The organism is Pumilibacter intestinalis, assembly GCF_943193005.1.
Classification (GTDB): Bacteria; Bacillota; Clostridia; order Christensenellales; family Pumilibacteraceae; genus Pumilibacter; species Pumilibacter intestinalis.
Window position 1 is genome coordinate 110,382 of record NZ_CALPCH010000005.1, and the last position, 14,490, is coordinate 124,871.

12 protein-coding genes and 1 tRNA gene are annotated in these 14,490 nt (G+C 49.9%); 2 read left to right on the forward strand and 11 right to left on the reverse strand.

Annotated elements, in window-relative coordinates:
* Nucleotides 1-4: 4 nt before the first annotated feature.
* Nucleotides 5-3,841, reverse strand: a complete 3,837-nt coding sequence (locus tag NFR55_RS03830; RefSeq protein WP_251546396.1) for an Ig-like domain-containing protein — start codon at nucleotides 3,839-3,841, stop codon at nucleotides 5-7.
* A 169-nt stretch (nucleotides 3,842-4,010) separates the two neighbouring features.
* Here NFR55_RS03830 and NFR55_RS03835 point away from each other — a divergent pair, with 169 nt between their 5' ends.
* The gene (locus tag NFR55_RS03835; protein WP_251546398.1) at nucleotides 4,011-4,862 is read left to right on the forward strand and encodes a helix-turn-helix transcriptional regulator; all 852 of its coding nucleotides are present in this window, start codon (nucleotides 4,011-4,013) and stop codon (nucleotides 4,860-4,862) included.
* A 485-nt stretch (nucleotides 4,863-5,347) separates the two neighbouring features.
* On the opposite strand, the gene NFR55_RS03840 is transcribed toward NFR55_RS03835, so the two are convergent.
* From NFR55_RS03840 to NFR55_RS03870, 7 genes are all read right to left on the reverse strand, one after another.
* Nucleotides 5,348-5,422 (reverse strand) — tRNA-Gly (locus NFR55_RS03840).
* A 58-nt stretch (nucleotides 5,423-5,480) separates the two neighbouring features.
* On the reverse strand, nucleotides 5,481-6,815 hold the full coding sequence (locus NFR55_RS03845; protein WP_251546406.1) for a PepSY1/2 domain-containing protein: 1,335 nt from the start codon (nucleotides 6,813-6,815) through the stop codon (nucleotides 5,481-5,483).
* 17 nt (nucleotides 6,816-6,832) lie between these two features.
* Complete coding sequence (gene sleB / locus NFR55_RS03850) at nucleotides 6,833-7,516, reverse strand: spore cortex-lytic enzyme (RefSeq protein WP_251546408.1); 684 nt, start codon at nucleotides 7,514-7,516, stop codon at nucleotides 6,833-6,835.
* Between the two features lie 25 nt (nucleotides 7,517-7,541).
* Entirely contained in the window at nucleotides 7,542-8,045 is a 504-nt protein-coding gene (locus tag NFR55_RS03855; protein WP_251546410.1) for a stage II sporulation protein R, read from the reverse strand.
* A gap of 116 nt (nucleotides 8,046-8,161) precedes the next feature.
* Nucleotides 8,162-9,031, reverse strand: coding sequence for a 4-(cytidine 5'-diphospho)-2-C-methyl-D-erythritol kinase (locus NFR55_RS03860; protein WP_251546412.1), 870 nt, complete (start codon nucleotides 9,029-9,031; stop codon nucleotides 8,162-8,164).
* Complete coding sequence (locus tag NFR55_RS03865) at nucleotides 9,028-9,978, reverse strand: ROK family protein (protein WP_251546414.1); 951 nt, start codon at nucleotides 9,976-9,978, stop codon at nucleotides 9,028-9,030. The genes NFR55_RS03860 and NFR55_RS03865 overlap by 4 nt, the downstream gene beginning before the upstream one ends.
* On the reverse strand, nucleotides 9,975-10,919 hold the full coding sequence (locus tag NFR55_RS03870) for a type I phosphomannose isomerase catalytic subunit (protein WP_251546416.1): 945 nt from the start codon (nucleotides 10,917-10,919) through the stop codon (nucleotides 9,975-9,977). The genes NFR55_RS03865 and NFR55_RS03870 overlap by 4 nt, the downstream gene beginning before the upstream one ends.
* 165 nt (nucleotides 10,920-11,084) lie before the next feature.
* Between NFR55_RS03870 and NFR55_RS03875 the strand changes: the two genes are divergently transcribed.
* Entirely contained in the window at nucleotides 11,085-11,498 is a 414-nt protein-coding gene (locus tag NFR55_RS03875; protein ID WP_251546418.1) for a hypothetical protein, read from the forward strand.
* 77 nt (nucleotides 11,499-11,575) lie between these two features.
* Here the strand turns inward: NFR55_RS03875 and NFR55_RS03880 are convergent, their stop codons facing one another.
* The 3 genes from NFR55_RS03880 to NFR55_RS03890 all read right to left on the reverse strand — a co-directional run bounded on the left by NFR55_RS03880 (nucleotide 11,576) and on the right by NFR55_RS03890 (nucleotide 14,451).
* Complete coding sequence (locus tag NFR55_RS03880) at nucleotides 11,576-12,253, reverse strand: DNA alkylation repair protein (protein WP_251546420.1); 678 nt, start codon at nucleotides 12,251-12,253, stop codon at nucleotides 11,576-11,578.
* 123 nt (nucleotides 12,254-12,376) lie between these two features.
* Nucleotides 12,377-13,783 (reverse strand): flotillin family protein, encoded by a 1,407-nt coding sequence (locus NFR55_RS03885; RefSeq protein ID WP_251546422.1) that lies wholly within the window; start codon nucleotides 13,781-13,783, stop codon nucleotides 12,377-12,379.
* 38 nt (nucleotides 13,784-13,821) lie between these two features.
* The gene (locus NFR55_RS03890) at nucleotides 13,822-14,451 is read right to left on the reverse strand and encodes a hypothetical protein (protein WP_251546424.1); all 630 of its coding nucleotides are present in this window, start codon (nucleotides 14,449-14,451) and stop codon (nucleotides 13,822-13,824) included.
* Between the last annotated feature and the right edge of the window lie 39 nt (nucleotides 14,452-14,490).

Sequence of the window (14,490 nt, forward strand, 5' to 3'; positions counted from 1 at the left end):
GTGTTTAATCTGCGCTTGCCGACAGCGATATGTTCGATAACTGAACATTCACGGCTTGCCCGCAATCTCCTTTCGAAGCAAGAATGATTGCGAAATTCTCGACATCTTCCGCAACCGTTACCGTAAGGGTAACGGTTTTTGTCGTTGCCGCATGGGTAACTTCCGCCGCATTATTGTTTAATAATCCTGTTGTTCCGTCATGCGTAATTTTTCCGTTCACGCAAGTCCCGCTGTAAACGACTCCCGTAAACCAATAATTGCCCGTCATATCTACCGCCGCAATATCCAGTTGCAACGTGTAGATGCCCGCTTTCACCGTTCCGAAACAAAGCGCAATTTCCGACCAAGTCGTGGGCGTTGCCACTTTCAAGGCTCCCCCCCCCGCTACGCTCGCGCTTGTCGCAGCTTTCGTGACTGCCATACTGCCGTCTTTTCCCGCAACGGTAATACCCGAACCGTAGTCGGCTATACTGTAACTGTAAACAGACGCATCTTCAAAACCCATCGTCTTTGTAAGTTCTTCTTTTACAAATTCAAACGACTCTAACGTAACGGAAAACGCTTTGCTCTCCTCACTACCTTCTTTCCACGTTTCCAACATCAATCCGAAATTCGTTTGCGCGGAAGCAATGTCGATATACATGGTATATGTTCCGCCGGTGGTCGAACTTCCGCTTCCGCTATACAAACAAAATCCTGCCGTATGAATGTTGCCGTAAGGAGCATCGAACTTTTTATACGCCTTATCGCTAAAAGTTGTTTGCCAATCATCTTCCCAGTTGAGCGCATACAAATACCCCTTAAAGCAATCCCAAGCTAAGTCGCCGCCGAGTTTCACCGTTACGCGGTAACGCCCCGCCTCTACGTTTCCGAGATAGAAACTCACAGCCGCCCCCGATGCGGGAACATACGCTTTGGTAAGTTTCAGTTTATTGTCGGCGGTTTTTTCTATCTTCATATTAAACGTACGCAAATAGACGTTTGTACGCTCTATGTCATAGAAATCGCCGTGTTGTGTAGGATTAACTGCGTCGTTGTAGCTCTCGTCCACCGTGCCGCCGTACTCTTTTACCGTTATCTTAACCGTCTTACTCACGGACGTACCTTCGATATTCGAAGACACAACAATCCATACCGTGCCCGCTTTTTTCGCCGTAAGTTTTCCGTCTTTCACTTCCGCTATTTCGGACGTATCGGTCGTATCGGTTGCATTCTCGGTGTTTTTGTACTTATACGCGAACGTCATGCCGTCTATAAGGGGGATGGGCGCAAACTTGTATGTTTCGCCTTTCACGAGAATACCGTCGGAATACATATCCGTATCTATAGCAAGTTCGCCGAGCTCTACCGTAAGATTTTTCGTAACGGTAATTTGTTTTCCCGTTGCGCTTGTCACAGTAAGCGTTAAGACGATAGCGCCGGGTTTTAAGCCTTGCAACTGTTTTTTACCGTTTTCACCGTCGATAATGCGCGCGCTTCCGCCGTTCGTTTCACCGCCTGCCGCGCTCCATTCGCATTTGTACTGCGGACCCTTTTCGGCATTGCCCTCATACATAACGGTTGCCGTCAAATCTTTTACTTCCCCGCTCTTTAATTTAGCGTCATCCTCGATACCCGAAATGCTTGCAGACTCTATGTCCGGCAATTTCACGAACTTGAACGCATCGAGATAAACCGTATAATCCGTTTCGGTACCGCCGCAAAGTTCCAAACCGAAATTATTCGTATCTTTGTCTACCTTAATCGTATAAGTATACGTATTGTCGTTATTTACACAGTCATCATCGTGAATGTTGCCATACGGAGTTACACCGCGCGTATATGCGCCGTCTTTGGTAAACGTAGTTTCGTAATCCTCTTTTAACGTGATAGGATAAATATATCCTTTGAACTTATCCCAAACTTTCACATCGTCGCCGCGCAAAGTAAACGAAACTTCATAAACGCCCTTTTTTACGGTTCCGAACATAAATTGCACGGAGCCGTCCCACGCAGGAGCATAATTCTTTTTCATCTTCAACGATTGACTTCCGTCGCTTCCTTTTTCTATCGACATGATCCAGTTATGCGTTCTCATGTATACGCTTGTGCGTCGCACATCGTAAACAAGGTTACCGCGATTTTTCACGTCGACCGCATATTGATAATCGTCCTCATTTTTTTTGAACGGATTTTCGATAACCGAAAAATCGTATTCTTTACTGAGCGGATTTCCGTTCAGCGTAGTGGATACCGTAAGATGTATGTTGTTTCCTGCTTTCTTAGGCGTTAATTTGCCGTCTTTCAATTCTATGAATTCGTTGTTGCTTGTGCCGTTCCCCGTCCACGTATAGGTATACGTGCAATCTTCTATTTCACTCGGAACAAATTTGTAATCTTCGCCGACAATCAACATTCCGTCCGAATAAATATCCGTTTGCACGGTAAAATAATTCGCACGTGCAAGCGAAAACGACTTGATATGCAACGCATACGGATCAATAGTTCCGTTATCGTCATAAAACATAATACCGAAATTTTCGTAACTTTGCGTAAGCTCAAAACCTATTTCATATTTATTATCTGTAGGCGTAATATCCGAAAGTTCGCCGAAATCCAATTCGCCGATTATATCGGGGCGTATTCCGTACTCATACTCGGCAGGCGTATTTTTATATTGCGCGCCGTTAATTTTACCTTGAAATTCCCCTTTTGTTACTTCCAAGTCCACCGTCAACACGTATCTTCCGGGCGACAAATTCCAAGAACCCAAACACACGTGCGTCCAATGCGCCCAATCGGTGTTCTTTTCCACAATTAGCATCTTTTTATTCGTGTCGTACTCATCGATAAAAATGTCGGTGTTGTGCGACGTAACTTTCGGGCCCGTATAATCAAGCCATGCGTCCGTGCAAACTGCATTGACGATACACCGATTGCCTACCGCATACGTAAAATCTTCGCTTTTGTCGTCGGGTTTTACCACCTTGAACTCTTTGGTCGCTTTAAGTTCGTCGCCCTTTACTTGCGCCGTAACGGTCACTTTGCCGTCTTGTTTGCCCGTTATAACGCCGTCGTCACTAATCTCGGCAATGTTTGTATCGCTTACACTCCACTCCAATTCAAACGGACTCGCGTTCCAAGGCGCATGCTCGGTTTGCAAAGCATAGGAGTATGTTTTATTGAATCTGTAATCGTGCCCCGCAACAATCGCGCCGCTTGCCACGTCTGCTATTGCAAGGCTTTCCACCTTACGCACCACGGTAAGCGTAGCCGTAGCTTTCACCGCGCGCTGCCCTTTCTTATATACTGTAATATCCGTACTTCCACCGCCCGTAAGCGTAACCAATCCGCTGTTGTTTACCGTAGCTACGCTATCGTTCGATGAAATCCATACAAGCGTAGCCGAAGCATTCGAACACTCCGCCGAAAGCTGTACGTTCCCTTCGTCGTATATTACCGTATTCGTATCGGGCATGCCCGACAATGTAATCGTATCGTTAATGGCGCGCTCGTCTTTTACCGTGAGAAGAACTTCCGCTTTGATTGCCGAGTTATTCGCAAGCGCTACCGTAATAACAACCGCGCCGCTGTCCATAAGCGTGACTTTGCCGCTACCGTCTACCGTCGCAACGTCCTCATCGCCCGAGCGCCATTGCACGCTACCGCCGCCACCCGTAAGAGTAGCGCTCAGTTGCAATGTGTTTTCGGTATCGGTTATTATCGCAACGCCGTTTTCGGGCATACCGGTAACGGTGACATCTGTTGCCGCAAGTTTATCGTTGCATGCAACGCCGAACGTCGCTATCAGCGCCAACACCGCTACAAGCAGTAACCCTTTGATTTTGTTCGTTCTCTTCACTTTCCTGCACCTCTTTTTCAAGATTTGATTGCTTTTACGCCAACTACATATTTTACAGTACTTATATTATAACATAGTGTAAACGCGGTTTCTACAAATTATGTGACAACAAATCGCAAAATTGTGATATTTACTTGCCAAAACTACCCGTTTATGGTATACTTGCGCTATGAAAACTCCACCGATTCATTCGCAAGGCGCGCCGCGTCCTTCCGATTACACAAAGCTGTGGAATCAAATTTCCGCTCGGCATTTGCACATCTCTTTTGAAATACTAATTCAACTCAGCGGCAAAGTACAAAATACGGTAAACGATTCCTCTCGTATTCTTGTTCCGGGCAACATAGTGCTTATGCGCCCCGGCGATTGGCATACTATCGATGTATTTCCCGACGAGCCGCATCTACATCGGGATATTTATATCCGTCCCGAAAAAATGCGTAGAATTTGCGACTTTTTATCTCCATCGCTGTTTGATGAACTTACGGTTTCTGTCGAGCCGATTTACTTCGATATCAGCGCAAGCAGAATGAGAATATTGGAACATCAACTGTTTTTGTTTAACAAAAAAACATTTCATTCTTTCGATTACGAAAGTTTGCATTCCTGTATTTGTTTCAATTTGCTCTCCTATTATATCGAATACGCTGTTCTCAGTAAAAACGCATATCCCGATTGGTTGCGTAAATTTTTGATACATTTGAACAATCCCGAACATTTGTCTTTGAAAATCGATGAGTTGACAAAAGTCACGAATTACAGTCGCGAACATTTGAGTCGCATTTTCAAAAAATATTTGGGGCAAACTTTGGAATCGTACGTCACCGATTTACGCATGAACTACGCTTTGGAGCTACTGTCGGCTACCGATTTTTCCATGGCGCACATCACCAACGAACTCGGTTACGATTCGCAAAACAGCTTTACCAACAATTTCCGCAAGCAATTCGGTGTAACGCCTATGGTGTGGCGAAAAAATCACCTACCCCCCCCCGACAGACCCGATAGACTGAAACCGTAATTGTTTTATTTTTTGCATTGTCAACGTACTTAATGTTATTTGTCAAAAACAAAAAATGCCGTCCCCTTTCGAGAACGACATCTGTCAATACGCCATTCCGTAAGGTTACCACACCCGATCCGAATCACCACAAGGCTTATCAGATAAAACGAAATAGCATATCTCCAGCAAGGAGTATATGCCTTGTGTAATATTCAAATCGGATGTGGTAATTGTATTATATCGCAAATCGCGTAAATTGTCAATGTAAAAAAGTATATGCATAAACGCCGTTAAATCGCAATATAAGCCAAATGCATTATTATAATTAAAAAATATCGGTTCGACTCCCGTTTTTATAAAAAACCAATAGAAATCATTCCGAAAAACAAAAGATATTTTTCTCATGAATCCAATCAATATTTTGTACTTAAAGACACAAAAAATCACACAATACGCTACATATTGTGTGATTTTCGTTTAGCATCCTTTTCGGGTACTAAATATGGAGCGGAAGACGGGACTCGAACCCGCAACGTTCAGCTTGGGAAGCTGACGCTCTACCGTTGAGCCACTTCCGCGCAAATGCGATAACATAATGATTATACAGCATTTGCGCGGGATAGTCAAGCTCTTAAATCACATTACCAAATTTCCTTGCGCACTGTCTACGGTGCGCATTATCTTTACCGTTTCGCCGTTTACCGCGTCGAGGTATACGAAATAATAGAGGTCGTTGTATTTTGCCGCGGCTTCGTAGCAAAGGCGTTCTTCGCCGTTGTCGAGCGGAATGAGTGCGCCGCGCACCGAAACTATATCGAGACGGTCGTCTACCAAAGTGGGCACTGCCGCGCGGTTCATGGTGAGCGAAGTGTTTCTTTCTTTGCAATGATTGAGGCAGTAGTTTTTGGCTTCGAGCCCGAGAGCTTCGCCGTTGTCGAGCGCGACTTTTACTTTCACGAGGTCGGTGTACATAACTACGTCGTTGATTACGGGCGCGAGATTTATATACGCCACGCCTCCCGAGGCAAGATACCAAACGGGCTCTACGTCGTAACCCAAACGGTTGGCGAAATCTTTGGCGCACGCTTTTGCGTTGTTTTCGCCCAGCATGTTCGCGCCGAGGTCGCGCCACACCGAAAGGTTTATTATCTTGCCGCCGCGCTCGGATACGCTCACGTAAGCGTCGCCGCGCTCGCCCGAAATCATCAGTTCGTAAAGCGGTTCTTTTTCGGACTTGCCCGCGCTCGTAACCGTTTTAACCCCCAAATCGGGCAACGCGGCTTTGGCTATCTCCTTAGCGTCCTTCAAGGAAATCGCGGGTTCGTTCTCGAAATAGCGGTATTCCTCAACGTCCCTGCCGTCGGAGAACGGCCCGTCGTATATCAGTTCGGGATATTGCACGGGAGTGTGCGAAATCTTATCCGACGAACGGAACGAATACGGTTTCTCCGAGGTAACTTTGCGAATGTTCATCTTGTTTTCGGACACGAGCGACACCGAGTCGGCAATCTCCTCGTTGAGCTTTTTTGCGGTGTTGTACATGCTCTCAACGCTTCCCGCAAAACTCCTGCCCGACTTGCCCGAGGCTATGCAGTTCTGATAAGATATAGCAAAGTCGGCAACCTGGTTCAAAAATCCCGACGCGTCTTCGGCGGCGTGTCCGTCTATGGGAAGCATGGAAAGCGACTTGTTCGCCGCGAGAGCTTCGCTGTATACGTCGGTGAGAAGTACGGTTGCGTACTTGCCGTCGGGCGCAATCATGAGCTTGCTGAGGTTTACCTCGAGGTTGGAGAGGTTGTCGCCGAGGTCGTACAAATTCCGTTCGTAGCCTCGTTCCACCGCGTCTTGCGCCCTGCTGTTGTTGCCGAGCGCAAAGGCGAGCGACACGACGAGGCACACCGAAAACAGCATGAGCGACACGGCGGTAATCATCCACCCTACGTTCTTTTTTCTTACAATCGTTTGTTCCATATTCTTTCTCCTTGAGTTTAGCCCCGCGCAAAGCTGTGGCGGCCTATCTTAAGCTCCACTTTCAAGCTCCATATCCACTTGCTCGTGGCGGTTGCGGGATTGTAATAGTAAAGGCAGCCGTTGGTGGGGTCCCAGCCGTTGAGCGCGTCGCGAGCGGCGTTGTACGCCGACTGATTGGGCGATAGGTTTATCTGACCGTCGGCAACCGCGGTGAACGCGCCCGCCTGATAGATTACGCCCGACACGGTGTTGGGGAATTTGCTGCTGCGCACGCGGTTTAATACCACCGCCGCAACCGCTACTTGCCCCGTGTACGGCTCGCCCCGCGCCTCGCCGTATACGCACCGCGCGAGCAAATTGAGGTCCGCGCTCGACGTTGTGCCGCCCGAGTTATTTCCGCCGGACGACTTGAGCGTAATTCCGAGAGCTTTCTCGGTGCGCGCGCCCACTATGCCGTCTACCGCAAGCCCTTTGGCGCGTTGAAAGTTCTTTACTCCCGCCAAAGTCTTGGCTCCCCAAATGCCGTCTACTCCTATTTTATAATAGCCGAGTTCCTTAAGACGTTGTTGAACCATGCGCACGTTTTCTTTGGTGTCGCCCTTAATTATGTGCGCGGCGTCGGCGTGAGTAGCTCCCGCAAAGGCGCACAGCGCGATGACGAGAACCAAAAACACTATACATACGTTTCTTCTTTTGTTCATGTTTCCTCCGTAAAAACAAGCCCGCCTATTTGTACCCGAACAGCTCGGCTATAAACGATTTGTAGCGCACGCCCTCGCCGTCGCGCGGGTATATCATGCCCCACCAGTTGTCGCCGCCGCCGCTTCCCAACCGCACTATGAGCGCGTCGTATTCGCCCGCGGGCACAACCGTGTCGCCGTAGTCGCGTTCGGCAAACCGTTCGCGCACGAGAATTGCGCTCGCTCCGTAGCCGAAGCCGCGGCTTCTGAGCACCGCGGCGGCAATCTCCTTGATAGCGCCGAGCCGCGCGTTTACCGCATCGAGCAACTGTTCGTATCCACGCACGCGCTTAAGCTCCGCCGCAAGATATCCGTCTATAGCCGCCGCAACCTCGCGCTTTACCGCCTGTGCCTGCGGCATGTTTGAGTCGGCTCGCACGTGCAACCTAAGCGGCTTGTCTTCCGTTTTAGTATAGCCGCAACCCGCGCAAAATATTTGCGCAAAAAACAAAACTACCGCAATTATTACACAAAGTTTTTTGACTTTCATGCCAAACCTCCGAAAAAACAAAAATCGATGCCCGCCCTATTCGGGTACGGTATCGATTATTGCCTATCGAAATATTTATATACGTATTACCGTAAAATTGTACTTTTATTTCTTCGCTATCGTTTATTAAGCGTGTGCGCGTATTTTGCCCACAGCCCCGAAGCTCGCAGTTTTTCGGCGGCTTCCCGCGCCTTATGTTCGGTTTCGTAAAGCCCGCAACAGCAGTTACCCGAGCCGGTCATGAATACAGCCGCCGCGCCCGTCCGCTCTATGGCGGTAAGCGCGATATCCACCGAGCCGCAAAGTTTTCGGGCAGGCTCGGTAAGCGCGTTTTTAAGCTCGGGCGCAATCGCTTTCAAATCGCCAGCACTTAGCGCACGCACAAGCCTTTGGGTATCCGACGGGCAGAAACGCTTTTGCGGATAAAGTTCGTCGAACAGTTTGTACGCCGCGCCGCTTTGCACTCCGCCTTTGCCGCACGCAATCGCCAAATGCAATTCGCACGAGTCTATCGGGCGTATCACGCCGCCCGTGCCGCCCATTACCGCACAGCCGCCCGCCGTCATAACGGGCACGTCGCTGCCCACCGCCGCGCTTTCGGCTATAATATTTCCGCCCTCGTTAAGCTCGGGGAAAAAGGATATCGCGGCGGATATCACCGCGGCGGCGTCCGCGCTCGAGCCGCCCAAACCGCCCGCAAGCGGTATGTTTTTGCGCACCGCCACGTTCGCGCCGAGCCGAGGCAAATACCTCCGCAAAAACCGCACCGCTTTCGTCACAGAGTTTTCTTCGGGAATTTCGCATAGCTCGTCGCCCGCGAAAAACCGCGTTCGGATTTCTCCGCTCCGATTGAAACTCACGCAAATATCGTCGTGCAAGTCAACGCCCGACACCACGCTTTCGAGAGTATGCAACTCCCCGAGCGCACCCGTTACGTTGAGCGACAAATTTACTTTTGCGTGCGCTCTAAGCTCAACGCTTTTCATTTCTCCATAGCAAGGCACGCCGCGCCGAACATGCCCGCGTCGTTGCCGAGCGTTGCTTTCAAAATTTGTACGGGCGCGTAGTCCGCAACTCCGTATATGAGCGTTTTCACCTTTTCCCTAAGCGGCGCCATGAGCGCGTCGCCCGCGGCGGAAACGCCGCCGCCTATGAGCACCGCCTCGGGGTGGAACTCGTTGCATATGTTCGCCACGCCCTCGGCAAGACAGTTTACGTATTCGTCGATTACGCCCGCCGCAACCTTGTCGCCCGCGTGCAGTCCGTCGAACGCAGTCTTGCCTTCCACCTTATCCAAATCGCCGCCGACTATCTCCCAAAGTTTGCTGTCGGGATTGTTTTTCATTGCTTTTTTTGTTTCGCGAATAAGCGCGGTTGCCGAAGCGTAAGCCTCGAAACAGCCCTTGCGCCCGCAGGTGCACTGCTCGCCGCCCATGCAAATCACCGTGTGCCCTATCTCCGCGCCCGCCGACCTGTTGCCTTCGAACAACTTGCCGTTTATAACTATGCCGCCGCCCACTCCCGTGCCGAGAGTTACGAACACCACGCTGTCAAACTCCGCGCCCGCGCCGAAATATTTTTCGCCGAGAGCCGCGGCGTTTGCGTCGTTGGCAACCCGCACAGGCGTGCCGCCGAGAGCCTCCGACACCGTTTTTCCGAGCGGAACATAATTCCACCTCAAATTATTGCTGTATACTATAACTCCGCTCTCGCTGTCTATAAGACCGGGCGAGCCTATTCCCGCGCCGCAGAGCTTTACGCCCGCTTTCTCGGCGAGCGAACTTGCGAGCTTCGCCATATCCGCCGCAACCCGTTCCCAAGGCCTGTCGCCGCCCGTGGGTATCTTGTCTTTTATAAGAACTTTGCCGTTTTCGTCCACAATGCCGCACTTTATGAAAGTGCCGCCCAAATCCAGTCCCGCGTAGTATTTCATTTGTTTTCCGCTCCTTCGGTTATTATCGCCTTGCATTTGCCTTCGAGCGCGTAAGTCGTGCCGCAAGGCACGAAAAAGCTGTCGCCGCTCGCAAATTTCTCGCCGCTTATTTTGCCGCTCCCCTCGAGCACGTTCACCGCGCGGAACGAATTGCCCGCGGTTTCCTCGAACTTGCCGTTAAGCTCCAGCTCGCGGCACTTGAAATATTCGCACTCGGTCAGCTTGCGTATCCTGCCGCCGCTCGCTATGCTCGCGTATTCGCCCGAATTCGTGCAGTCGCCAAACTCCGAAAAGTTTATTACTTGCGCCGCCTTGTCTACGTGCAGTTCGCGAGCGTTGCCCTTAGAGTCCCTGCGGTCGTAGTCGTACACGCGATAAGTTACGTTGCTGTTTTGTTGCACCTCGCATATCAAACAACCCGCGCCGATTGCGTGCACCGTGCCCGCCGGAATTAAAAAGCAGTCGCCCGCCTTCACGGGTATAAAGTTGAGAAGCTCGGCTACCGTGCAGTCTTGCACCGCCTTCATGAACTCTTCGCGGCAGGTGTTCCGCTTAAAGCCGCAGTATATCCCCGCGCCCTCTTTCGCGCCCATTATATACCACATCTCCGTTTTGCCGTTGTCGCCCTCGTGCTCGCGAGCAAATTCGTCGCTCGGGTGAACCTGCACCGAAAGTTTGTCGAGCGCGTCTATGTACTTAATGAGCACGGGCAATTTGCCGCCCTCGGGAAACACCGCTTCGGGGTGCGCGTCAAGCAAATCGCCGAGCCTTCCGAACTCCGTTTCGCTCATGCCGTTTTCATGCACCGAAAGCTCCCAGCTCTCGGCAATTCTGTTTCCGCCGTTGTCGCGCCCGTACAGGTCTTTGAGCCGCATGCCGCCCCAAATGTAGTCTTTGAGCGCGGGCGTGAGTTTAATGGGTTTGTCGGGAAAACCGTTCATAATCTCTCCTCTTGATTGCGTTATTTTGTTACTAACACAGTATACCGCACTTTCGCGCGAAAAGCAATCGTTTGAAAAAATAAATTTCGGGTATTGACGAAACCGCAAACAATGTAGTATAATATATGTAGTATAACAAATTATACTAATCGAGGAGAAAGCGTTATGCGTATATACGACGAAGAAAATCTTGATTTTGACGACGACGAGTTCGACGGCGAAATGGCGGGCTACAGTCTTGACGAAGAAAACAGCATATTCGGTAAGCTCGCGCCCGAAAAAGACGGCGAAACTTTAGCCACGCCCATACCCCAAAACGAACAGACGGTTTTGCTGTGCGAGCCGAAAGTTGAGGGACTCAAAGACGGCTCGCCGCTTAATCTGCGTTTTACCCGAAACGACGGCTGCGAAGTGTATGCGGGCAACAAAAAGGCGGGATATCTCAAAGCCGCCTACGTGAAAAAGCTCAAAGCCGAACGCGGCGGACAAAACGCGCTCGCATATTTCAAACTCACCGTGCCGCCCATGGCGCGTATAGTTTTCGGCGAGGGCGAACCCATACCCGCAATTTCGGAATAAAAGCGCATCCACACCCAAAGAGCAAATCCAAAAATGAAAAAGCAAAAAAGGACGTAAACAAACGTCCTTTTTTTATTTTACGAAAACATAATTTTAAGTTGCGCTTTGCGTTCGGGCGAAATGCGGTAACTCTCCCGCGCTTTTTGCACCGTCTTTTTCATAATAAACTCGTTCATAGTGCCCCGCCGCAAAAAATCCACCGTGCGGTCGTAAAACTTAACGAGCGCAACGCTCAAGCCCCAGGCTATGCCCATGTTTACGTAGTAATCGTCGTTTTGCATGCCTTCGTACTTTTCGAAAACATACTCGAGTTCGCTCTCGCTTAAGCAGTAACTCATGAGAAATATTATCATGAACCTGCGTTCGAACTCGTCGGCATTAAACAGCCGCGCGTATCTTTTCAAAAACTTTTCTTTGTTTTTGCCGAGGTCTTTGAACGCGCCAACCACAATATCCACGTGCGCCCAATTATCGTAAAGCGGCAAAACTTTGTCCAACAGGTCGAACTTTTTATCCGCCGAAAGTTTGGAATAAGCTATTACGAGCGAATACAAAAGAATTTGTTCGTAATTTTCGGGCTTGTAAGTTTTGAAAAATTTTGGCTCCGTACGCGCTATTTGCTTTGCGAGTTTATGAATGTACGGAATTCGCACGCCCCACATAGTCAGGTTCGTGTTAATGATTTTGGAATGAAACTCGCGGTACTTTTCGTCTTTTGCCGCAGTAAGCAGCGCGTCGATTTCAGCCTGAGTCATAGTGTATCCTTTCTCATGTTTGGGATTGCCACGGGCATAAATGCCCTCGCAATGACGGGTTAGTCCCCTTCTATGTCATTGCGAGCGAGCTATGCGAGCGTGGCAATCTCAGACTTCAATCCGTTACTTTTTCTCTTTCTTCTCTTTTGTTTCTACGGGCGCGGGAGCGGAGTCGTTCACCTTGCCGAGATATTCGGGCAACTGCATACCCGACATCTTGAATACCTCGTTAAGCGGCGGTACGGCTTTGAGCATGCTCGAAATAAAGTTCGCGGTGGTAGACTGTCCGTCTTTGCCGCCCATGGAGTCCCAAACGGTTACTTTGTCTATGTTGATGCCCTTTACCGCTTCAACTTGAGTTGCAACAAGCTCCTCAATCTTATCGGATATAAGCATCTTCACGGCGTCGTCAGCAGTGCCGCCCGCGGCTTTAACAAGTTTCTCGAAACCGAGAGCCTGCTTAGAAAGCACCTCGAACATACCTTGAGCTTCCGCCTCTTTCATGGCGCGCAGAGCGTCCGCCTCGCCTTGAGCCTTGCGGCGAACCATTTCCGCCTCCGCCTCGGCTTGCAATTCGAGTTTGCGCTTTTCGATTTCCTGCTTAACTATTACGTCGGCTTCGAGCGTGCTCTTTTCGCGTTCGGCACGCGCGATTTCGGCTTCCTGCTCGGCTTTGTACGCTTCCTTTTTGGCGTTGGCTTTGGCTATCATTTCGGCAACCGACGCCAGGCGTTCGGCTTCCGCCTCTATCTCGCGTCGGCGAGCGTTTGACTGACTGATTTTTGCCTGCGACTCGTTTTCGCCCTCTACGGCTTGCGAGTTCGCGCCCGCAACCTCTATTCTTTCGTCGCGCATTGCGTTGGCTTCGCCTATGCTGCCGTCGCGGTTTTTCTCGGCAACGCTGCGTTTTGCGTCGTTTATAGCTTTTGCCGCCGCTTCCTTTCCGAGCGCGTCAATATATCCCGACTCGTCGCTTATATCGGTTACGTTCACGTTTATAAGCCGCAAGCCTATCTTTTTAAGCTCGCCTTCAACGTTGCTGGATACAGCCGCCAAGAATTTGTCGCGGTCGGTGTTGATTTCCTCTATATCCATAAGAGCTATTACAAGACGAAGCTGACCGAGTATGATATCTTTGGCAAGGTCTTGAATATCGCTGAGCTTGAGTCCCAAAAGTCGTTCGGCGGCGTTTTGCATAACTCCCGGCTCTGTGGAAATACCCACGGTGAAACGGCTGGGCACGTCTATACGTATGTTTTGACGCGAAAGCGCACTCTTGAGGTCTACGCTGATTGATATGGGCGTAAGGTCGAGAAAGCTGTACGACTGAAAGAAAGGCACAACGAAACTCGCGCCGCCGTGAATACACTTTGCCGCACGCGACGTGCCGTCTTTGCTCTTACCCACGCTTCCGTAGATAACCATTATCTTATCCGACGGACACTTTTTGTATCTGCTCGCAATAAGCGCGAACAACGATATCAAAATAACCACTCCGGCAATTATAAGCCCTACTATTCCTGCTATCATTTTATATACGTTCCTCCGTTAATATATATTGCGTAATATTATCGATTTTCAACACTTTCCGTTTTTGTCGTGCCGAAGGGAGCAACAACCAAAGTGCCGTTATCCATGGTATCCACCACTTTGACTTTTTCGCCCGTTTTTATGGGTTCTTCGCTGTCGGTAACCGCTTCGAGTTCAACGTAACGTTCCTGAACGTATACGTTTACTTTGCCGTTGCCGCTACGCAAAGCGGGCACGGTGAGATACACCTCCGCGGTTTTGCCCACGCTGTTCTCTATTTTGAGATTGCCGCTGTCTTGCAATTTTTCGGTCGCCTTTATAAACGCCGAAATGCCGAACGCCGCCGCAATTCCCGCCGCTATGCCCGGTATGAGCGCAAGGAACTTTATGGGATAAAACAGCGCGAACGTGAGCCAACACCCCACCGCCAAAAAAGCGATAATACCGCGCACGGTGAGCACTCTCAGTCCGAAAATAGTGAGTCCCACTCCGCCGTCGTTTATGGTGTCTACGTCGTCTATGCTCGTGTCGGCGTCAAACGACGAGTCGTTATCGCCGCTCCCCACAGCCAACAGTATTATCTGCACAATCATAAATAGCGTTGCCGCGCAAGCTATTACGAAGAGCACTTGCTGAAAAGTATGTAAGTTGTTCCACCATTCGGTCATGTTTTTATCTCCTGACGTTTATTATTGTATGTTAATGTC